At 43.5% G+C, this 22,289-nt stretch carries 19 protein-coding genes and 1 tRNA gene; 3 read left to right on the top strand and 17 right to left on the bottom strand.

Going from position 1 to position 22,289, the window contains the following annotated elements; translation table 11 throughout:
* Positions 1-7: 7 nt before the first annotated feature.
* From R2Q78_RS00540 to R2Q78_RS00530, 3 genes are all read left to right on the top strand, one after another.
* A complete protein-coding gene (locus R2Q78_RS00540; RefSeq protein ID WP_316787872.1) occupies positions 8-1,003 on the top strand; it encodes a YihY/virulence factor BrkB family protein in 996 nt (331 codons plus the stop codon).
* A gap of 94 nt (positions 1,004-1,097) precedes the next feature.
* Positions 1,098-1,182: transfer RNA gene (locus R2Q78_RS00535), tRNA-Ser, on the top strand.
* A 368-nt stretch (positions 1,183-1,550) separates the two neighbouring features.
* Positions 1,551-2,789: a site-specific integrase gene (locus R2Q78_RS00530; RefSeq protein ID WP_316787871.1), complete on the top strand. Its 1,239-nt coding sequence runs from the start codon at positions 1,551-1,553 to the stop codon at positions 2,787-2,789.
* 328 nt (positions 2,790-3,117) lie between these two features.
* On the opposite strand, the gene R2Q78_RS00525 is transcribed toward R2Q78_RS00530, so the two are convergent.
* Genes R2Q78_RS00525 through R2Q78_RS00445 form a run of 17 tightly spaced genes read right to left on the bottom strand, consistent with a single transcriptional unit; the run spans position 3,118 to position 22,260 of the window.
* Positions 3,118-3,390, bottom strand: a complete 273-nt coding sequence (locus R2Q78_RS00525; RefSeq protein ID WP_316787869.1) for a DNA-binding protein — start codon at positions 3,388-3,390, stop codon at positions 3,118-3,120.
* 14 nt (positions 3,391-3,404) lie between these two features.
* The gene (locus R2Q78_RS00520; protein WP_316787868.1) at positions 3,405-3,698 is read right to left on the bottom strand and encodes a hypothetical protein; all 294 of its coding nucleotides are present in this window, start codon (positions 3,696-3,698) and stop codon (positions 3,405-3,407) included.
* The gene (locus R2Q78_RS00515; RefSeq protein ID WP_316787866.1) at positions 3,673-4,788 is read right to left on the bottom strand and encodes a hypothetical protein; all 1,116 of its coding nucleotides are present in this window, start codon (positions 4,786-4,788) and stop codon (positions 3,673-3,675) included. The genes R2Q78_RS00520 and R2Q78_RS00515 overlap by 26 nt, the downstream gene beginning before the upstream one ends.
* Positions 4,789-4,803: 15 nt before the next feature.
* On the bottom strand, positions 4,804-5,760 hold the full coding sequence (locus tag R2Q78_RS00510) for a hypothetical protein (protein WP_316787864.1): 957 nt from the start codon (positions 5,758-5,760) through the stop codon (positions 4,804-4,806).
* 40 nt (positions 5,761-5,800) lie between these two features.
* Positions 5,801-6,634, bottom strand: a complete 834-nt coding sequence (traN, locus tag R2Q78_RS00505; RefSeq protein ID WP_316787862.1) for a conjugative transposon protein TraN — start codon at positions 6,632-6,634, stop codon at positions 5,801-5,803.
* Positions 6,635-6,669: 35 nt separating this feature from the next.
* Complete coding sequence (traM, locus tag R2Q78_RS00500; RefSeq protein ID WP_316787860.1) at positions 6,670-7,947, bottom strand: conjugative transposon protein TraM; 1,278 nt, start codon at positions 7,945-7,947, stop codon at positions 6,670-6,672.
* A gap of 25 nt (positions 7,948-7,972) precedes the next feature.
* Positions 7,973-8,455: a hypothetical protein gene (locus R2Q78_RS00495; RefSeq protein ID WP_316787858.1), complete on the bottom strand. Its 483-nt coding sequence runs from the start codon at positions 8,453-8,455 to the stop codon at positions 7,973-7,975.
* Between the two features lie 19 nt (positions 8,456-8,474).
* A complete protein-coding gene (gene traK, locus R2Q78_RS00490; protein ID WP_316787856.1) occupies positions 8,475-9,089 on the bottom strand; it encodes a conjugative transposon protein TraK in 615 nt (204 codons plus the stop codon).
* Positions 9,090-9,099: 10 nt separating this feature from the next.
* The gene (gene traJ / locus R2Q78_RS00485) at positions 9,100-10,290 is read right to left on the bottom strand and encodes a conjugative transposon protein TraJ (RefSeq protein ID WP_316787854.1); all 1,191 of its coding nucleotides are present in this window, start codon (positions 10,288-10,290) and stop codon (positions 9,100-9,102) included.
* Between the two features lie 10 nt (positions 10,291-10,300).
* A complete protein-coding gene (locus tag R2Q78_RS00480) occupies positions 10,301-10,927 on the bottom strand; it encodes a TerB family tellurite resistance protein (protein WP_316787852.1) in 627 nt (208 codons plus the stop codon).
* 4 nt (positions 10,928-10,931) lie between these two features.
* The gene (locus R2Q78_RS00475) at positions 10,932-11,585 is read right to left on the bottom strand and encodes a hypothetical protein (protein ID WP_316787850.1); all 654 of its coding nucleotides are present in this window, start codon (positions 11,583-11,585) and stop codon (positions 10,932-10,934) included.
* A gap of 40 nt (positions 11,586-11,625) precedes the next feature.
* A complete protein-coding gene (locus R2Q78_RS00470; protein WP_316787848.1) occupies positions 11,626-12,315 on the bottom strand; it encodes a conjugal transfer protein TraI in 690 nt (229 codons plus the stop codon).
* A 14-nt stretch (positions 12,316-12,329) separates the two neighbouring features.
* On the bottom strand, positions 12,330-14,774 hold the full coding sequence (locus R2Q78_RS00465) for a TraG family conjugative transposon ATPase (RefSeq protein WP_316787846.1): 2,445 nt from the start codon (positions 14,772-14,774) through the stop codon (positions 12,330-12,332).
* 57 nt (positions 14,775-14,831) lie between these two features.
* On the bottom strand, positions 14,832-15,656 hold the full coding sequence (locus tag R2Q78_RS00460; protein WP_316787844.1) for a hypothetical protein: 825 nt from the start codon (positions 15,654-15,656) through the stop codon (positions 14,832-14,834).
* A gap of 5 nt (positions 15,657-15,661) precedes the next feature.
* Positions 15,662-15,982 (bottom strand): DUF4133 domain-containing protein, encoded by a 321-nt coding sequence (locus tag R2Q78_RS00455; RefSeq protein ID WP_316787842.1) that lies wholly within the window; start codon positions 15,980-15,982, stop codon positions 15,662-15,664.
* Positions 15,983-15,985: 3 nt separating this feature from the next.
* A complete protein-coding gene (locus R2Q78_RS00450) occupies positions 15,986-16,777 on the bottom strand; it encodes a hypothetical protein (RefSeq protein ID WP_316787840.1) in 792 nt (263 codons plus the stop codon).
* Positions 16,778-16,779: 2 nt separating this feature from the next.
* Entirely contained in the window at positions 16,780-22,260 is a 5,481-nt protein-coding gene (locus tag R2Q78_RS00445; RefSeq protein ID WP_316787838.1) for a helicase-related protein, read from the bottom strand.
* Positions 22,261-22,289: the final 29 nt, after the last annotated feature.

The raw sequence follows: 22,289 nt of genomic DNA, 5'->3' as shown, positions 1-22,289 counted from the left end.
TGGGATAATGGAGTGGGTACATAGACAGCTTTTGAGGATCAGGCTTTATTCGATGTTTATTGACTGGACAAAAGTTTGTGTTTTACCAGGCTTTAGTCCCCTGCCAATATATACCGTCGCTTCATTCTTTTTTAAGGAAATAGGCAAAGATTCTCTGGTAAATAAAGCTTCGTCACTTGCCTATAACTTCATGCTGGCTATATTCCCTGCCATCATCTTCCTATTCACACTGATCCCATTTATACCAAAACGGATCGGGTTTCAGGATCAGCTGATGAAGCTGATCATACTGATATTGCCTGCAGATGCTTATCAAGCTTTTAGTGATACTTTGGAGGAGATTGTAAATAAACAAAACAGAGGATTACTATCATTTGGTTTTATATTATCTCTGTTTTTTGCAACCAATGGAATCCACAGCCTCATGATGGCCTTTAATAAATCTTCACTTATCATTGAGACCCGCAGCTGGTTTAAGCAAAGAATGATTGCCATATTGCTCACACTGATCATTGCATTATCGGTTATTGTATGTATTACAGCAATGTTTGTGGGTGAACTGGCCATCAACTATCTGGATACTGAACTGGACGTAGGCAGTGATAGCCTGACTAAGTTTGCCATCGATCTCACAAGGTGGTCATTGTTAGGTATCCTCTATTTTGTAACCATTTCCATACTCTACAAATATGGCCCTGCACACGCCAAAAAGTGGCGCTTTTTAAGCGCAGGTTCCTGGCTGGCTACCATCCTGGCCTTTTTTACAATCTGGGGCTTTTCGTTTTACATCAACAACTTCAGTGCTTACAATAAAGTATACGGATCCATCGGTACTTTGATCGTTATCATGATCTGGCTGTATCTTAATTCCTTGATTTTATTGGTAGGTTTTGAGCTAAATGCGAGTGTAGACCTGTCAAAACGTAGTGTAAAGATTATCAAACCCAACTTCAATATGTTTAAAAAAACGGCTCCAGCAGAGGATAAACTAGAGAAAAGATAAATTTTTCTTACTCAGTTTTAAGCCGTTATGAAGTTTTCATTAAATTATCTAAATCTAAATTTGCAGAATCATGCCGTATTCGTACTTTTGTCGCGGAGAGCTGGCAGAGTGGTCGAATGCGGCAGTCTTGAAAACTGTTGACTGTCATAGGTCCGGGGGTTCGAATCCCTCGCTCTCCGCTAAGTATAATACTCTAAAAATCACGTCATTCGTGGCGCGACCATTAGAGGGAGACATAAAAAGTTGATTTGGAACGCATAAAAAGCTAAGTTCGAATCTCGCCGTCTCCGCTGAATAACATTACAAGTGCCTGAAAAGCCTGCAAATTCAACATTTGCAGGCTTTTTTCTTTTGGATCAAACCACTTGAAACTACCAAAATTTACAAATTAGCCTATAAAAAAATCACGTCATTCGTGGCACCGCCATTTATGAAAAAAAAGACGTGATTTTTTCAGGTTAATCCGTTGATTTACAACCTGTTCATTCCATATTACATCTTGATAATCAAGAGCAGCATTTCGAATTTCAAACTTTAAAAATTCGTTATGATGGAGAAGAGTATTGGAGTGTTGTTTTTCCTGAAACAACCCAAAAATCAAAAGAAAGATAGCCTTCGTATGGTATATCTCAGAATTACTGTGAATGGAGATTCCAAAGAACTGTCTACAAAAAGACAATGGGACCCCAACAGGTGGAACCAGAAAGCGGGAAGAGCATCGACAAACCGGGAAGACGCCCGAACGTTAAACGTTCACTTAGACGCACTAACAACTCAGATACACCTTGCAGAGACCTATCTATTAAACAGGTCGAAGGAAATAACAGCCGAGGCGCTTAAGAATTATTTGCTAGGTCTATCCGAAGAAAAGAAAATGATTATGGAGATTTTTAAATCCCATAATGATCAAATGAGGACACTGATAGGCATTGATTATGCACCTGGAACTATGCAGCGCTTTCAAACTTCATTTGATCATACAAGAAATTTCATAAAATCATTTTATTGCAAAGATGATATTCCGCTTTCTGAATTAAACTTTGAATTTATCACGGAATATTTTTATTGGCTGAAGACGGTAAGGAAGTGCAATCAAAATACGGCGCTTAAATACCTGGGGAATTTCAAAAAAATTGTCATTGAATGCCTTTTAAAAGGATGGTTACAGCGAGATCCCTTTATTGGCTTTAAGCAAAAAAAGAAAGAAGTACACCGATCGCCATTAACGCTTGATGAATTAACCCGACTGACAAAGAAAAATTTTGAAACAGAAAGGTTGTCGATTGTCAAAGACGTTTTTCTTTTTTCATGTTATACCGGTTTGGCCTATGCAGATGTCAAGAAACTTCGTTACTCGGATTTATTTGCTGCTGATGACGGTGAGATGTGGATTGGCACTTTTAGGCAGAAAACAAAATCTTCGGTTCGGGTTCCCTTGCTTCCGGAAGCACTGGAGATAATTGAAAAGCACAAAACTCACCCTATTTGTTTAAATGGAGGATTTGTCCTACCAGTGTTTTCTAATCAAAAAGTGAATGAGTATTTGAAAGAAATTGCTGCTGTTTGTGGAATAAGATCAGTCGAGGTACTTGATTTTCACAGAGCCCGGTACACATTTGCAACCACTATTACTCTTAGTAATGGTGTTCCAATAGAGACTGTATCAAGAATGCTCGGTCATAGTAACATTCGTCAAACGCAGCACTATGCAAAGATCCTGGACACGAAAGTTAGTCAGGATATGCGGCTGCTCAAATCCAAACGCGCCCAGAATCAAGAAATGTAAAACAAAAAAGGAGGAGCAACAGACTCCTCCTTTTTTGTTAACTATTGTGCTAAAATCAATCTTACAAAACTGCGTACCCCAGGATGATATGAAGGACGATATTCAATATAACCGAAGACTTCAAGGTCCTTCAAATATTTGTGATAGGTTACTATACTTTTTATTCTTGAATGCGCCATTACCCTCCTCCGGGATATATATATAGCATGACTAAGATTTCTATCTGCGAGTTGAACAAATGCGAAGACCATTGCAATATGCCAAACCGTTATCCGGGAATCAACACACAATATCTTCAAATATTCTTTCAACAAGTAAGCATCTATATTCATGAGCCCCTCCCTTTGTTAAAGAGCGCATCAATGTCCTCCTGACAATAAAACCATGAACCTTTGATCTTTTTTCCTTTCAGAATGCCTGCTACTCTATAGTTCTGCAGAGTGCTGGCGCAAATTTCCAGCCTCGCCTTAACCACATGGCCTTTAACCCATTTTTTTTGTTCTGTAATCTCCTCCTTGATTTGGCTTGTTAATAATTGCTTGATGTCGTTAAGCAGTTGCATCCTAAACATCCTTAAATCGTCTTTCGTCACACATTCCATACGCACTTTGTTTTTTAGCAGGACAAATAGAACCTGCTTTTTTTTCTATGATTATAAGATGGACTATATCTCAGGTATCCCTGCTCATGAAGGTCTTTGATGCAGCGATGGTAGGTTGCCAGCCCTAAAATTTTTGATGCCTCCATTACCTCATAACTTCTCAACAACACAGGATTAGAATCCGTGTCAGCTGCCATCTGGACAAGTGCGCAAAACACACTGATGTGACTGGCACCGATTCTTGGGTCGCTTAGGATTTTCTGAAAGAAATCTTTAAGCAGGCTAAGCTGCTCTATGCTTTTTTCCATGGCTTCTGTTTCTTCTGCTATTCCTGTTTTCTGGTTTGCTCTGATCTTCTTTTACCGATCGAGTATTTTCATTCAGCTTTTTTGACGATTGTTGAGTTGTGTCTGGGGCAGATTCGATTTTTTGAAGTGCTCCCGATGAAATTTTAATCAAATCATCAATACTTACCTTCCCTCCCTGCGGGGTGACGATAGTGATTTCATTGGACTGTGGGTTAGCCCTAAGTGAATAATGAGTATCATTACCCCCATACCCTACAACAATTTGCATACGCTCACCTAGCATTAACCCTTCTTTTACCCGCATTTTTTCTTCATCGTTTATTGGAAGCCTGTCAATTAGCCTGGTCATTTGCTGGTCATACTCCTTACCAAATTCCTTTACTCTATAGCTGCCGTTATGATTACGGTCGTTCAGATCGAACTGAATCCAGTTGAAGTCCGAATCGTCCTTACGGATGGCGCGTCCATCTAAAAGATTAAAAGCCTGATGGGAAGACAGCAACTCGTCCTTTCCAATTAAAAAATTGTGTTTCTTTTCATCTTCAGGTCTTCGTTCATTGATCAGTTTTGCTTTAATATTAGAAAGCTGGACCAGATCATCTGTACTTCGGGAAAACGACAACTGATACTCCATTCTTTGCGTTGGAGAGACGTAGTGTGCTATCGGTACGTCGAAATTGGTAAGTCCCTTTGCCACTTTTTCCATTAATGTAGGAATCGCCTGTCCAAAGCCTGCATCTTTAAGCTGACGAGTGATTTCATTTACATTGCTGGTATTTTGACTATTTTCCTTCTTATTCGCCTTCCTCTTTACGTAGGCCATAATGAGGTTTCTGATCGTCCTTAGGAGGCCATTTGGATATACCTGCTTAGTTAGTTTCTGCCGCTCTAATTCCAAAATTTTGAAGGTGAGGCGTTCCTCTTCGTTTAAGCCTTTGGCAAATTTTGTCCGTACAGTTTCCATATGACTAAGCTTATCCAATAAGAAGGGCCGCTGGTCTTCCAGGCCCTTAGGGAAGAGCTTTTTTAAACGCTCTTCCCTTTGTTTCCACATACGCCAATAATCTGCTACTTTATTGTTTTCTTCCATCACCGACCGGTTAGCTTATTGCTTCACACCCTTTTTCCTGCTTCTTCTTTTTCCTGTAACATCATCGTTCCCCGCGCTGGCAGATTGTTGTTGGTTACGCTTTGCTCCCTGTTCAATCTTTTTTTCGGATTCTTTATTGTCAGCTACGGGGGATTGATTCGTATTAGAGACATCACTGGTTTTGACCGATACAGATTTATCTTTCGTTAAATCCTGCCCGCCAGCTTCGGTCTTAACCTCCAGGCTGGCTTTTTCGATGTAGGCTTTCCAGTCATTCGGCCTGACATTATACTTACTGAATACAGAATAGGATTCTGCTTTCAGGTTAGTGCCTATAAACATTTCCACTTCAACGCCATTATCGGCGACCATTTGCACAGATTGCCTGTTCCCCTTGTGAATAGAGTCTACTATTTTGTCAAGTACCCCATCTTTATCGATGTCTTTGATCGGAAGACTTGCAATCTGGTCTTTGATGTCAAAGTACGGTTCCTTTTCAACCAGATAATTGCCATGCTTATCGGTTTTTTTAAAGTCGAGGTGAGTCCATGCTTTATAATGTTCGCCATCTTTAGTCAGGTAATCCTTTAACACTGGCCGGCCTTTAAGAAGGTTGTATGCTTCTTTCATAGTGATAGTACTGTTAATCCATTCCTTGGGCTCCATCCCATCCTTTTGAGAGATTACTTTTTCCGGGCGCCTCACGTAGAATAATTGTTTTACCGGATCAGCTCCCTCACGCTCCACAGACACTGAATAGGTATTAAAAAAATAGTTTCCTTTATCAGATAGTGCAAAATTTCTGACCACATTGGCCGTATCCGAGCCGTAATCTATTTTAAGCGGATATTCAAACCGTTCTTTTCCCTGGGCCATCAGCTCCCGGAGCTTTGCCGGATCTTCTTCTCCAAACCCTGTATTGAACAATTGTTTGTCCAGATACGCTGCATTTTTCTCATTCACATCTTCCATAACTCACATGCTTTATTTGTTTCTAATTTATTGTTGTTGACTAATCTACTTTTACGGCGTTCATAATGGTTGCATTCCCGATCTGGATGGTCATATTCCGGCCACCACCGTCTTCCATCATTTCAATTTCCAGGCGTTTTTTATCAGGTATGGTAAATTTGGAAACGGCAATCACCACTGTCTTTTCAGAATTTTCACTGATCCGCTTTACGTCACCATGGACATACAAGGGAGTGACTTCAATCTCCTGGGAAGCTGTTCTCTTGCTCCGCTTGGTATCCCTGAGATATAGCTTTAGTGATTTTACATCGTAACTGATAACGGAGCGGTTTTGTAAGTACAATTGCAGGTAGAACACATCGCCATTGATATAAAGCCCTTTTAAGTCCAGGAACACTTCATTATTGTCGCCCCTTTTATTTTTTATGACCCGCTGGTTATTGATTACTTTCTCTGCATTTTTTTTGATCCTGTCAGTTGTGGCATCTTCGGAGAATACCGCTACAGCATTTGCCCTGATCTGCGGGTTTTCCGCCTTGATATTGAGTTTTAATGGACTTAGCGTATAATTGAGCAGGTAGGAGAAAAAACTGCCGTCCACCGTAACAACCGTTAAGTTGGTTTCATCGAAACTACGTTTGGCAGCTTTAATCTGCAGTAAATTTTCAACACCCAATGCCTTTTGCGCAATTACATCTGAGCTACCTATGTCTGCACTTTTAATAGCATAGGGAAAGATCAGGTTAGTAGTTTTATTGTGGGTAATAGTCAACCTGGATGGCTGTACATCCGTTTCCTTCTGCTCCTGGGCAAAAGCATTTAAATTCAATATCATGGCAAGCATTCCAATCCATACAGCACATTTTCTTTTCATCTCTGGAATTTTATTTGGTTCAATTATTCACTTTATTATTTTTGGTTGTCATCTCTCAGGAGGACAATATGCCCGGAGTTCACTGTGACGCTTATGAGCTTTACTTTTTTACTTAGAAAGCTTTTGGCAGCTTGTATGCCAACACTGGCAGCCTGCATGCCGATAGAAGGGTCAAGCGTGCTTAGACCTACGCTTTGCAGTCCCTGATCTGCTGAAGTTTTGGCAACATCACGGCTGATAGCTCCGGGAATATAAATACCCTCGATGCCATTTACATCACACACCGTTAATTCGACCGGGTAAACCGATTTGCGATAGGTAACCTTGCCTATATGAACTTCCAAACGTTCACCACTTAGTGTGGCCGTTCCATAGATGAATTCTCCATTGGGTATCATTACGCCATTAATAAAAATGGAATTCACTAGCTGCAGCTTGATCAAAGCGCCGGAAACAACCGTCTGTTTCCCGAACACAATAGCCATTATCGTATTCTGACTGTCTCCGGAAGACATAGAACCTGAGCCGATCGAGTGAAAGCCGTTTATCGGCGCAGCTGATCTATCTTGTTTTTTTCTTTTAGAGTCCTGCTCCGTTTCTAACAATGTAATAGGTGCATCGCTTTGGTTGGTGGTCACCGCAAACACCTGTCCTTTCTTTAAAGCAGATTGCTGCTTTAATTGGTCACGTACCCGTTGTGGGTTCTGAATATCCAGTATTTTATCCAACATGCCGTTGAGCTGGTTCATCTCCTGGTCTGGTTCGGCCGGACGATTCATCATTTGCATCATTTGCTCCAACCGTGCGACTTCAGAATTTTCTGGGCTATGCGCAGGTCCACGACCAGTAGGCACATTTGAAGCTGTGGAGGTTTTTTGTTCCTGGTTGATGGTACGGTTAAGCTGGTCCAGCCTTTCATAAACCTTTCTTTCGTTGAATGCCGTAGCGTTGAATTGAGCACCCTCGGTTGGCAAGATATCTTCACTTTTATAACCAAGAGAAGACAAGGATGTGCTGTCGTTACCCCCCACAGTCTGTTGATAAGGGTCATTATCCATCTCCCCTTTAATCTTTGCGGAATCAGTTTCCGCCTGATCATAATAGCTCAGCTTGTCCGCCGGGTCTTCCTTCAGCCTGGCATCGGGAAGCGTAGTGTTTAAACCTATGCTCATATTCGATCCGGCCTCCGCTTTTTCAACCGCTCCACCACCCAATGCCCAAAATAAAAGTGTTATAAAGGGAATGATTAATGCTGGAACAACAAGTAAGAATTTAAGCTTACGATTCTTCATTTGACTTTGTTCGTTATTCATTTTTGTTCTTGTTTAAATCAGTGATTTAATTTCCATCCTTCGGCGTTTTCATATTTGTCGTATCCTTTGGTGTCCTTTCAATTAAGCCAGGTCTGACGCCAGGAAGACGCTCCAAAACTTTATTCAGATTCGCTGTATCGTTGAGGCTATCCCTGTATATTTTAAATTGTCGCAGTTCCAAAAGCTGCTGATCAGAAACATCTTTTGCTTTTCTTTCCGGAATAATCAGGCGAGGTTGATGCAACGAACCAGTGTTTAAAATCAGAGGATCACTACGAGAAAAAATGCCTGTTAAAGGCTTGATTAATATGAACAGCGTTATTCCAGTAAATAATACCAGGATTAATATTTGCGTTCTTCGGGAAAACCCTGCTGTCATTTTGTTCATGTATGCTGCCCATCTTGTTTGAATAGTTGAGATCAGGCATGCAACAGCCTTAGAAATACTGCCTTTACTGTCTGTGCCCACCTTTTTGGAATGCCCTTTATTTTTTAAAAATTTAACCATGATGCTCGTTTATCGTTGTTTATTTTTTTACGTCTATATCCCTGTTTTCAACAGTTGCCCAATCCTGGATAAGAAAGCCGTGGGGGTTATTATCACTACGGCTAACATTACGCAACGTTCCCTGCGTAACCAGTGACCTTAACACGGTGCTTGTTGACCGGGCTATTTTTTGAGTGGCATAACACCTGAACAGGTAAGGATACTCCTCGGTCTGAAGCGTAACGCTGTCAACATGTATTTGCTGGCTGATATTGCTGCTAATGATGCCAGAGTAATAACCGCTTTCTTTCAGATTATCGTAGGCTCGCTTTGCGGTTCCATCTGCCAGGTATAATGCTTCAGTAATGTTAGAAATGATCACTTTTTCATCCGGGTCAAGAGAAAAGAAGTGTTCGTGAAAAGACTTGATGTGATCTTTCGCCTCTACAACCAGATTGTCTTTACGATTGGAAGCCATCGCTTTTACTACCGCCCCGTTTAAAAGAATAAGGACTTTGTTCTCTGCTTTATCGATGCGCTTTTCACAACGGTAAATGCAAAAGCAAATGGTAATCACATTGCAGATCATAAATAACAAGCAGAAGGTTCTGTACTGCCGAAAGGCAGTGTCTATATTTTTAGTTGCTGTGAACATATCCGATCATTTAAACGTTACCGGAGAGTTTATCGCCCATATATCCACTTCCCGACTGCTTGTCCTTCCCGTAATACCCTTCACTGACCTGTCCTGGAATATGCGAGATATTACCGATTGCATCCATCGATCTTGATCCGAAAGCACCGGCACCTCCGGTTGCTATACCTCCGGCTCCCGAAGTCATACTTGTTATCTTTTGTTGCAGGCCGCCACCACCACCGGCGTTGACAATACTGTTGGCTACACTTGGAACGGTCGTGTATCCAACAATGGCTATCAACATGAAGACCATGTAAGCAATATCATTGGAGCTGAAAAAAGTATCTCCTGCAGTATTGATCTGGCTGAGATCCAGTTTGAGCATCTGCTCCTGGATCTTTCCAATGATTGCGCCGAATATATTTGCTACCGGCAACCACAAAAAAATATTGATGTATTTCGCAATCCATGCCGTCAGCGTGTGTTGAAACCCATCAAATACTGCAATGCCGAAAGCGAGCGGACCAAGTATTGCCAGGACAATGAGCTGAAAAGTGCGCAGGGTATTGATGCATAATGCCGCAGCCTGGAAGACTATTTTTAGAATCTGGCTAAGTACCTCCTTAACCGCGTTCTGTGTATTGTATTTCCATTTAGACATAGAGAACCTGATATCATTGCCTATGCTTTCTAACATGCCTTCATTCGAAGGATCTTTATTGTCATGAGTATAGCGATACCATTGATCCCGATTGCCTTCATCATTATCTCCGACATACATTTCCCAGAGTGGTGTCTTCTTCAGCGCTTCTTCCTTTTCTTTTAGGAGTGCAGTAATTGCCTTATCGGAGCCTTCTACCATCTTAGCAGTACCTGTAACAGTGGGCATCATTACCCCATTGATCAGACTGATTACGGCCGGGAACATTATGATGCAGAATCCCAAGGCAAAAGGTCTGAATAGCGGATAGAAGTCAATCGGCTCTGAACTGGCGATATGCTTCCATACCCTTGAGGCGATATACCACAACGCTGCGAATCCGGCAATACTTCTGCCGACTGTGATCAGGTCTTTACACAACGGCATCATTTCCGTATAAAGCTGATCCAATACTGTCTGCAGGCCGCCGATATCATCTGCAACACCCCTTGCGAATAAACTCTGAGGCAATACCATCCCCACTACCGCTATAAAAGCGGCTCTTTTACACTTAGCCATAAATTGATTGTTATTTTATCCCGTAACTATTTTTTACACCCTGTATATCCCTTGATTCCTTTGCTTTTTGAAGTGCGAGTATGCTGGTCTTATTATTAAAGCTTCTTAAAAAAGAAAGCTTGTCCTGCATCTGACTATATATTTGGTCAATTGCCTTGAAACGCTCGTCATCACTCATCCTTAGCTGATTGGCCGTAAGGATCGTGGTGAGGTCTTCAATATTTCTTATGCCTTCCTTCAAAAGATTGCCATATACCTGGTCGATGTAATTGATCTCATCCAATGAGAAGCGCTGTCCATTTCTCACCTTCGTGAAATGTTCTTTGGATTCTTTAACCAGGGCAATCTGCCCGGCTATAATGTCAGCCACACGCTTGTACTTCCTTACGCCCGGTGATACTTGCAAAAGAGCGTCCAGGAAAGTTTTATGCAGGCTGAAATTTCCTTCAGACAGATCTTTAACGGTTGAGTATCCCTTTGACACCACTTCGTATCCTTTTTTCAAGTCGGATAATATCTGTTTGAATTGGGCGAGTTTTTCCACGTTAAGTAGCAGCTGTGCGGCTTCATCAGTTTGAGCGTTGCCAGCCAAGGCACAGCCAAGTACCATTATGACCATTAAAAATTGCCTTATCATATCTTTAATCTTTTATGTTGTTTATTATGCGGCTAACCTGAATATCTCTTAGCTCTTGTGCTTTCTGTTGATACAAACCCAGCGTTTGGTTGCTAAAATCCGTACAAAAGGCGTAATGGTCCAGCATCTGTTTGTAGATAAGGTCTATTCGACTAATGCGTTCGTCATCCTTCATCTCCAGCTTTCCGCTTGTCAGTACATCTACCAGCTCCTCCAGGCTTTGAAGTGATGCACTTGTCACCCTGTCAAAGACCTGGGTTATGTATCGTATTTCTTCCGGATTGAACAGGTCTTGCTTAAAAAGGGCTCTCCCATTTTCTTTCGCTTGCTTAACAATCGAAAGTTGTAAAGCCATGATGTCTGCCACTCTTGTATATCCTGCCACACGTGGGCTGACCTTTTTCAAAGAGTTGAAAAAGTTGCTGTGCAGGTTCAGCTCACCATCCTTTAAATCTCCAATCAGTCCCAATCCATCTTTAGCAATTTCATAGCCCTTTTGCAGGTAACCGGTATAGACTTTAAGCGCAGCAATCTGTTGTAACAGGTATTGCTTTTGGGTTTTTTTCTGATTAAACCACTCTCCCCAGGTCTGGGCTTGGCCTGAGCTCAATGACAAAGCAAAAATCAGGGTAAGTATCACTATTCTTAATTCTTTCATGGCTGTATGTTTAATATTTATCCTTTTTAAATTTTTTAACTCATTCCAGTCCGTACCATTTTTTTATTTCTTTGATTTCGTCAGCATCCTTTGCCCGGTGCAGGCTCAGCATCATATTCTGGTTACTAAAGCGGGTCAGGTCAGTTAAATTTTCATCTACTTTATCAGCAGCCGCATTGATAATTTCCAGGCGCTTGGCGTCTCCCATCGTAGTAGCGAATGCACTGATCACAAGACTGATCTGATCAATGTTTTCTACGCTCTGCGCCAGTATTCCTGAGTAGACGCCGGCCATGTAATCCAGTTCTTTCGCAGTAAACCGTTCATCTTTTTTAAGCAGGGCCCATACATGTTTGTATTCCTCCATCAACTGCGCCTGCTTCTGGATGATCTCCCTGATGCGCTGGTAGGAAGTGATCATAGATTTCACCTTAGCCAGTTCCTGGTAGTAATCCTGGTAAAGATTCTTCTGCTTTTCAACCCATCCGGTTATCTCGGTCAGCTTGAGTTTTGACATGGTATTTTCAAGTGTCTTCTGCGCATTCTGCATCCAGATCACCTTATTTTGTTGGCGCTGTATCTGAAGATCGATGGCCTTAATGACTTTCTTGACCCCGGCCTTGATCACGTCCAGAATGATTATTTGTGCCTCAGCCCGCCCGGCGGGCGCTATAATCAACAGTACCACGCAAGCCAATAAGGCCATTGATTTTTTTGTTCTCTTTCTCATATCCATTCTCCTTTTCAATTTTTGTTTTGTTTATCAGAGATAAGTGCAGTAATCCCTGCCTCTATGCTTCCCTCCTTTTCAGCCCATTCCATAACCTCCACCCGTTCCTTACCTTCGGTAGTAAAGGCGAAGTATTCCTCTTTGCATAGCTCGTTCCTATAGACCATCTGTATCTGCCCTCCAACATTGAAATAGATATCCCGGTCATCCTTGTTGGCAGATAACAGGAACGTTTTTCCTTTATCGGAAAGGCCGAGGGTTTCCTGAAGTTTATCGAACTTGTGCATGAACTTGCGCATGTCCAACAGGATCTTCACATCTGCATTATTAATAATGGCATCTTTGATGATTGGTGAGGATACCAAGTCATCAAGTTCCTGGGTAATGACCATTGGAATGCCGTTAAACTTGCGGATCGTCTTGAAAGCGTATTTTAGAAATTCAGCCATTCCTGTCTTTGCGATGGCTTTCCAGGCTTCATCAATACAGAGCACTTTACGCGTTCCTTTCAGTTTGCGCATCTTAGAAAGGAAGAGCTCTACAATGATCAACGTACAGACTGGAAAAAGTATGGGATGATCCTTGACCGAATCCATTTCTATGATAATGAACTGCTGATTCAATAAGTCAAGGTTCTCCCTTGCGTTCAGTAAATAATCAAATTCACCACCACTGTAATAAGGCCGAAGGACATACAGAAAATTATTCAGGTCAAAGTCCTTTTCCTTCACATGCTGGCTTTCCAATATCTTGCGATAATCCGTTCCCAGGTAATCATAAAAAGTATCAAAACAGGGAAATAATGTTCTGTTGATCCTCAGCAGATCATAGTAACCTTGCAGTGCATTAGACAATGCAACGTATTCACTACGATTGAATGCGTCTGAATCCTGTTTCCAGAGTGCCACCAGCAGTGACTTCATACTTTCCTTTTTTTCAGTATCCAGACTTTCGCCACCAGGCAGGTAAAAGGGATTAAAGCGAATAGGGTTCTGCTCTTCGTAGGTAAAGTAGTAACCTTTCAATAACTCACACAGACCTTTATAGCTTCCACCAATATCAACTACTACGCAATGGGCTCCCTGGGCATACAGGCTGTTGAGCATATGATTTACGAGCATCGATTTTCCTGAGCCGCTGCTGCCACAGACCAGCACTCCCATATTTGAGCTCACACCTTCCATGCGCGGCCGGTCGAAAAGATCGACATATACCGGCTTGGATGACAGACGGTCGCAAAATCTTATGCCCTGGTCAGGCTGTACACTTCGGGATGATCCTTCCAGGTTAAAAAAGCAGCTGGCCTGTTCTAAAAATGTGTCAAACGTATCATTCATGGGGAAGTCAGCCCCGTTGCCCGGAATACCACCCCAAAATATCTGGGCAGCACCGGCGGTTTCTTCCTTTGCAATGGCGTCCATCTGCGCAAGGGATGAGCTGACCATATTCTTGATATCCTTTAGCCTGATTTCATTTTCATCCCACACCAGCAGGTTGAAATGAGCCTTGACAGGTAAGCGCTGCTGACTGATGGTCTCATTCAAAAAGTCGTTGACCGCATCGCGGGAAATTGAATTCTCCCTGCTATAGGCGGACAGGGATTGCAGGCGAAGTTTCTTTCGCTCCAGCTTTTTAATGGCGTCCCGCTCATCGTCAATAAAGATGTATTGGCTATATAGGTGATTGCAATTCAACAACTGACCTGCATGGCTTGCAAAACCGATACTGAACTTTGTTTTATCGGTACTGTATTTGTCATAGGTGATCCTGCTTCCGCACAGCGAAGGAAGATCAGCAACGTCGGAAAGAGTAAACAACTGACACCGCTTATTACCCACCGAAATGCGGTCTTTAAAAACAAGGTCCTTAATCATCGGAGCTTCGTTTTCACTGCTGAGATTACAGTACCTTTCAATAACGCCTGCTTTCTTCCGTACACTGGCCAGTTCACGGTCAAAGACGCGCGTGAGCTTCACCAGTCCGCAATCTTCCAATACCTTTTTAAATTGACCGCAGCAGTCAAGGAAGTTTTGCAGTAGCTCGTCATTGAGCGTCTGCGCCGGAACAATAGTTCTCCGCAGTAGTGAAGAGAACATCGAACTTCCCGGCTTGCGGCCCTCAGGTTTTTTAGTAATATAGATATAACAGGAGTGACCTAAGAACGGCCGCCCTTCAAAATGTGCCTGCGAGGCCCGGAATAAATAATTATCCTGGCTGCTTTCCGCGGCACTGTAGGTTTCTGAAAAAAACCAGTCTTGTTTCTGAAATACAGTAAATCTGGGCAATAACCGTATCGCCTTGATCCAACTCTGATGAAAGACCTCATATTCCTCATCCGATAGGGTATAAATTTCAGGTAGCTCAACTTTGTAAGCAACTGTTATATCGCCCTGCTTTGATAATATGCAGTCATGCTCGACACTTAGTATCGGTAAAATATCTTTCAACCACTTTTCCATTTCTCACAATTATTTTATCTGACACAATTATTTCTATCTGCATTTCCTAATCCACGGCTACCGTCTGATGCCTTTTTTCTTTTTCACCTGCTTTAATTCACTGCTTTCGCCAGACGCTTCCTTAAATTGCTTAACCAGGTTGTTTTTATTGATGGTGGATAGCAGACGGATCTCGTCCCAGTCTGCGACCCTGGCCTGCATTTCCATTTTTGGAGGATGTCCCCTTAATATCCGTTGCATGGGTAGATCATGCATCCTCGCATAGCCTATCGGGTCTAAGCGCACTGGTACCGGTAGCTCTATCAGTATGAGATCGTTCGGCAAAGACGTGATGCTGCTGAAATCAATTTCACCCAGCTGATGGGTAATGGGATTATAAATGGCCAGGTAAGCACTTTCATCATCTTTCATTGCCCCTATGTGATCCAGTTCTGAAAAGAGAATTCCCTGTGTACTGAAGTCGTCTTTTGGCCGAACCGACCCCATGCGCAGATCGACATAGAATGGGTGGTCAACAATACTGATGACCGGGAGCATTCCTGCATTTAGTCTTTTGTGCAGCACATCCTGATCAATGATAATCTCAAAGTCAGTCTTACCTTCCATCTCCTGGATGCTCTTCCCATACTTTTTCGACATCCCCGCAGGATCGATCATTATAAGGGTAGGTATGTTTATTTGCAGGAAAGTTTCCTGCAAGAGTCCAGGCAGATTTTTTCCAACAGGGTCGTAATTGATCGTATAATGAGTGCCTGCATCGCGCATTTCGGCAAATGCAATTATATTTTCAGGATTTGCCTTTTCCCGTATTTCATCTTTCATCACGTCGACCACAAAAACGGTCCCTTCTAAAACCACTTCCGGCAATTCGTTTTCCATCATAAATTTTAGTTTTTATCGAATTTGAAAATATCCCTTGTGTTGTTTTTCACGACATCAGGTACTTGCTTTTTTGCCACCATCTTCATCATTCCATACTCACCGTATTTCTTGCTAAGTGCATTCACTTTTATAACCAGATAGGTGCCTCCGGTAACAATAATGCCAATGCAGATAAATGCGTTTACGCCGATGATATAAAGAATGGCATATACAATCAGCAAAGCCAGTAATCCAACAGCCATGTAGGCGATGTACTGCGCCTTCAGGCCGCGGAACTCAATACTGCGATTGATCCCTTTGTTTATCTGATATACACTGTTCGCCATTGCCTATCTTTTTATTTTACGGATTTTATGTTTAGCCTCATCTTTTGGACGGCTGTACTGGCCGTGCTTCAACTGATCCTGCATCAATCGGTGTTCTGTTTTTTTGCAATCTGCGCTTACCAGTCTTGGCTGCGGATATCTCCAGATAAGGTCAAGCATATTGCGTCCCTGACTGATCGCCACTCCAACAGGGTCCATTTGCTCAAGGGCAGGCAGGGTGACCAAAAACAGGTTTTGGCCATAACGAAAATCCAGATCGCTGACCGGATATGCGTTCCCTGTTGATTTCTCATATAGAAATTGAAGTGCACCACCCGACTCAACCTCATGGAAAATCCTGAAAGGAATCGTCTTCGACTGGATGCCGTAACGGGTGGAAAGCTCTCTCTGCTCAATATCGATGCTATAAATAACCCGGTCGATTTCAATCATCGCCGGATCGCCGAGCACACGTTTCATCAAAGGCGCCTCCTGGTCCCTGAGGGCCTGAAGTTCCTTTATGGTGATTTCCTCATCCTTTAATCCATAATTTGATAGTGTAGCCTTACGATCTACATCGATCAATAGTGGCAATATAACCATGACTACTCCTTTGGCATCTTCAAAGGGAACATGTACATACTGTTCCTTCGGATCGTACCAGAATTCGTATTGACCGTTCCTGAAATACATATGCTCATACGGGATACCCCAGCCCGGATCATCCTTTAAAACAAGACGCGCCCGTTCAAAATCTATATAGAAGACATCATTCTTCAGTATCACTTCATATTTTCCATTCTCTGACTTTTCCATAATTAAATTCTTATTGCCTTTCTATGTTGTTTTATTTCATTCTCATTATCTCCTGCGGAAAGTACCGGCTCCAGTTGTGATTCAGCCCCCTCGCCATCAAACAGCCCTGTTTCGGAAAGTTTGCGTTTCTGGATATTCAGGTTAATCTCGCGATCCAGTCGCTGGGAGTCCAGCTTTAACTGTTGTAACTCTGCATCCTTTGCAAACGGCTTATCTACCATCTTTGACAGATCGGCGACCATCCCTTCCTTGTCTGCAATCCTTGTTTGGTATTGTTCTTTAAGACTGCTAACACGGTCAATGGCATTCAGGAAGTACCGGGCGGCCAGTTTGGGGTTGTCCTCATTGGGCCTGCCTTCATTGATATTATAGCGGATGCCCGAATCAGGGCGCTCGGCAAATAATTTTTTATACTGGTAGTTTCCTCTTAATTGTGCAGCACTATGAAGCGCATCGCGGCTGATGAAAAGGTCGTACCCATATAGCGAACCAATCTTCTGGTGCAATTGTCCATCGGCGGGAATCCATGTGCGGTAGATATCAAGCAGATACCGGCCTACTAATTCCGGATCTGTTGCGCTGAATCCTACCAGTTGAATAGGATTGCTTTTAGTGCCATCGGGATTATACTGTAGCACCTTGATATAGTGTGCATCGTCGTTGCTCAACTTTTCAAGGGTAGCTTTCAAGACCGTTAGATCGCCCTCATTATTAGTTAATGCCAGCCGCAGGCGGACAAGCTCCTTGATGTGGCTATGTTTGAGCGACTCCAATACGGTAATCTTTTTATCCAGCTTTGCTTTTTCCAGCAGCGAAGTGTCGCCTGACAGGATCGCGATATATTCGGCATAATTCATCCCACTGTGTTCATCCATTGCCCCTTCATCCAGCGTTCTTACCTGCAACTCATTTTTCTTCATCTGGTTGACAAAAAGCTGCTTGTTCTTATTCAGCGTTAGCTTATAGGTATCCAGGGACTGTTCAGTGCCGTAGATGTAGCATTTCACCTTATTGTTATAAAGCTCTTTGGCAAGCCAATTGCCTTGCCTTGCACCCCGTCCGTTACGCTGGTCGAACTCGGAAGGTTTCCAGGGAATGTCCAAATGGTGAAGCGCTACGATGCGCTCCTGTACATTTAACCCCGTCCCGGCTTTTTCAGTGCTGCCAATCAGGATTCTTATTTCACCATTGTTCATCCGGCGGAACAGCTCCGGTTTGTCTTGCTGTCGCCAGTCATGTATGAAGGTGATCTGTGATTCTGGAATATTAAAGTCACCGGCCAGCTTTTCCTTTAGAGCGTCATAGACATTAAACGCATCCGGCTTGGGCGTTCCCAGGTCGGAAAAAATGATCTGCGTGCCTTTATGTACCTCTGTATCGCGGTAAATATCTGCTACTATCCGGGCGCAGCTGTTGACTTTATTATCAGGGTGATCGTTGTACCTGCTGCTGATCAGACGCATGTCTATGGCCATCTTCTTGGCATAATTGGTGGCGATCAGCATCTTGGCGTCTTCCTCGTCCTTATTCAGTGGAGGTCTACCGATTAATGTAGCGTCACCCGTTCTGGCAAAGGCCATAAGCCTTTGTATGTAGTCCAGTTGCTCCGGATTCGGCTTTAGGTTTACCAGCAGTTCATCTATATCCGGCTTATCCAGCCCGATGCCTGTGGCCGTCTTATAATCTGCAATCTGGTTGTAAAAAGCGGCCAGCTCCGGCACTTTAATAAACATCCGATAACGCTCTTTGGCAATAATCTCATTGGTAACAGAGAACTCAAAATCAGTAGACTTGCGGGCGAACACCGCCGCCCATGCGTCGAAGTTCTCAATCTCTTGCCGGGCCATTTCTCTGGGCTTGAGATACTTAAACAGCAGATAGAGCTCGGTTAGGCTGTTAGAGATCGGTGTTCCAGTCAGGAAGGTAACGCAAAGGTCAGCATTGAACCTTTCCTGTAAAGTTCGCACCGCAAACAGCATGTTCAACGCCTTCTGACTACCGGCGCTATTGCCGAGTCCCGCCACTCTGGAATGGCGTGTTGTGAAGGTCAGGTTCTTGAATTTATGCGCCTCGTCTACAAACAGGTGATCGACGCCTGTCTGCTCAAAAGTTATCCCCTGATCACGCCGGTCGTCTAATTTCCGCTGAACTTCTTTCAGCTTGTTTTCCACGTTAACCTTCCGGATTTCCAGACCCTTTAACGCAGCTTTACTGTCTGCTTTATCTTCAATCATTTTCAATGTAGCAGCATCACGCTCAATATTGTCTAATTCCTGCTGAAGAATACTATATTGTATCTTGGGTGACTGTGGTATTTTTTCAAACTGGTCGTGCGTTAAGATGATGACATCCCAGTTGTTATTTTTGATTTCATGCAGGATACGTGTACGCTTTTTGGGGCTGAAGTCCTCAGGTCCCGGCGCCAGGATTCTCGCCTTCGGATAAGCCAGGCGATAGGCTTCCGCGATCTGCATGACATTGGCTTTCAACGCCAGAATCATAGGTTTGTTGATCAGTCCAAGCCTTTTCATTTCCTGGGACGCCAGGATCATGATCATCGTTTTTCCCAATCCAACTTCGTGATCGATCAGCGCACCCCGGTCCTGCATGATCCGCCATGTGGCATTTCGCTGAGAGTCATAGATATCTTTGATATTACCACTCAGCACCAGACCCGGAAATGTCAGGTGTGAGCCATCGTATTCCCGCAGGCGGTAGCAGTTAAAAGCGTCATTGTAGATATCCTCCAATACTGCTTTGTCGGCAGCCGGCAATTCCTGGAGCCAGCTTAAAAAACCAGCCCTGATCGATTCTATTTTTTCATGGGCCTGCTGGGTGGCCTCATTATCCGCTACCCGGACCTTATCCCCATCGATTGTCACCTCACGGGTAAAAAATGGAGCTGTATTTTTCAGCGCATGTTCCAGTAACGTATAGCCATACATGTTTTTACCGCTTTTGGGACGTATGGCATACTCCTGTGTTACTTTGGCATTGTTCTTATTTACACTGACATTGAACGTGTCAATGGAACGCAGATAGTATACCGAAGCAGGAGTATCAAACAACTCAGTTGCATAGCGGCTATAATACTCCTGCGGTATCCAGCGTTCACCCAGGTTGAAATCAAGAATTTCAAAAGGTATCCTTTCAGGTTGAATGTGAAGCAAGCCTGCATGGCTGCGCCTGATCTGTGCATTGTCCGGATCATTCTCCAGTAAGGTTGCGACCTGCTTTAGTTTCAATACTACATTGCCGCTAAGAAATGCGTCCACAGTTTCCCATTCATCTTTTATTGGATTCAGGTAAATCTTTTCTCCGAGCAGTTCAATGATTTCAGATTCATCTTTTTTGAGCAGGGTAGCGATATAAGGCAATTCGATCCTGCCTTTCATGTTCAGGCAATAAGCCAGCGCTTCTAAAGGCTCGTCACTTACAAAAGCAAACTCAGGTTTGCTGAGGTTGATATGAAAGATGTCAGATTTAACATAGCTTTCCCCGGCTCTTTTTTCCAGCGAGGCCAGCATAATGCGTCCCCAGGATTGGTCCGCCATCAACCGCCTTATATTCTCTTTCGAATTAAGCTGACCATAACCGTCCACCAGTCGTTCATACGCTTCATTCAGCCTAAGGCGAAGCACGGTCTGATCTCCGGCATCCGGTGAGCCGGATTCCAGCCTGTAAAGTTCCTGGTACTGATCCCGCACATTGACATAAAGCTGATAGAATTGAGCATTGGCAGTGTCTGCTAAGGGGACAAATTCTGCTTTATTTAGTTTTAGATTTACGGCGGTTAATAGTCCTGCTTTTTCATCATGGATCACCAATGTGCCGTCGTTATAAAACGGCTTTATGGCTATAAATGCTTTCTGTAACGGAAGACCGAGGTTAAAGTGCTGCTCAAAAGTCTGGTCGCCTGTATAAATGAATTGATGATCGTAGCTATTTAATAGAGCAGATATTCTTTTGAGCTCCTGGCTCAATGCCAGGCCATTTAGCCAGCGGGCAGGGGCGTGTAACTCCGATACATTTGAAAATAGCCGGTACTGATAGAAGTTGTTCTTTTTTGCTTTGGCAGCGATGAGCACCAGGCAATCATGCTCAGTAGGTGTCAGCGCCTTAATTGTTGAAATGATCTTTGCCGTCTGGGCATGCACTATCTGCCGGTCAATGTCACCCATATAAGCGGAGGCATTGTTAGCTGTGTCCACAGCTACGGTATCAAACAATCCCAGCTGCACCGGTATGTCAGTCTCTTTCGCCAGGGGAACGGGCAGGAAATGGAGCTTGCGCCCCGGCTTTTCAACTATTTCCTGTGATTTGAGGGTAGGAAACACCTTTGCATCAAACCGCTTGTAAAAATCTACACTCAGGCGCTCCTGCAGTTGTTGTGCGAATTGTTTCGGTGTTCCTTTAAAGGCAACCTGCTCGGTAGGGGCGCCGTATTGATCACGCCCCGCTGAAGCAGTCCCGATATAGTGCTGCTTTGAATCGTGTTGTGAAAGTGCCTTATTGACGCTGTAAGTGCCAAATTCGTTCTCCTGTTGTACCGTTTCCAGCAGTTGTCTTTCAAAAGTGCTTAATTCTTTGCCGGTTCTTTTTTGTACGATGAGCAGGTGACTCGGCGCCAGTGTCCCCCCGGTATCCTGCATCAGGTTATCCGGCATGACTGCCAGGCTGATGTAATCGGCAAAGCTGAACAGGTATCTGCGGGCCTCGATATTAGATGGGCTGTTTAGAAATCCATCCGTGGTAAGGAAAGCCATCACTCCGCCTTCGGCAAGCTTATCCAGCGATTTGGCAAAGAAATAGTTATGTATCCTGCCGGTCAGCTCTGAGCTAAAGCCAGGATCATAGACGGTAAAGTTGCCAAAAGGCATGTTGCCGGCAACAAGGTCATATTTGCCATTTTCGATATCACTGGTCTGCTCGAAAGCTGTAATCTGTACATCAATCAGGTGTTGCTGCTGGCTTGCGATTGCCTTTAATACCATGCCGGACAGGATGTCCTTTTCCACTGCTGTTATGAGGGTGGCAGAAGGGAAGTGCCGGGCGGCTTCGGTAACGAAGATACCTGCACCAGCGCTGGGCTCATAGATGGCTGCGGGCTCGATGCCATTTTCCTTAAGAATCGCATATAAGGTATCGGGAATGACCTGGGGTGTATAAAAGGCAGATAGTACGCTATTTTTTATCGAGCGTTTAACCACCCTGTATTCTTCGGGCGAAACATTATCGGCGAGCAATGCATACAACTGCGTAAAACCATCGTGCAGTTCCAGGTCAGTTGCTGTGGCCCCATTTTGCTTCCAGTCGCTATATGAACCTTCCTCAAACAAAGTAGCTTTGATGCCTCCGAACCCGGAATATAGCTTCAGCGCGTCCAGCTCGTCTTCACCAAGCAACTCGCCGGGCTTTACGCGGAAAGCAATCCTGAGTGCGGCAATATTTTGCGCAAGTTTATGTTTAGCATTGTAAGCCATCTCTTCACCTTTTCTGTCAGCACTGTTCT

The sequence above is a fragment of the Pedobacter frigoris genome (assembly GCF_032678645.1).
Classification (GTDB): domain Bacteria; phylum Bacteroidota; class Bacteroidia; order Sphingobacteriales; family Sphingobacteriaceae; genus Pedobacter; species Pedobacter frigoris_A.
Note: the sequence above shows the minus strand (reverse complement) of the source record. Positions and strands in the feature narration are given on the sequence as shown.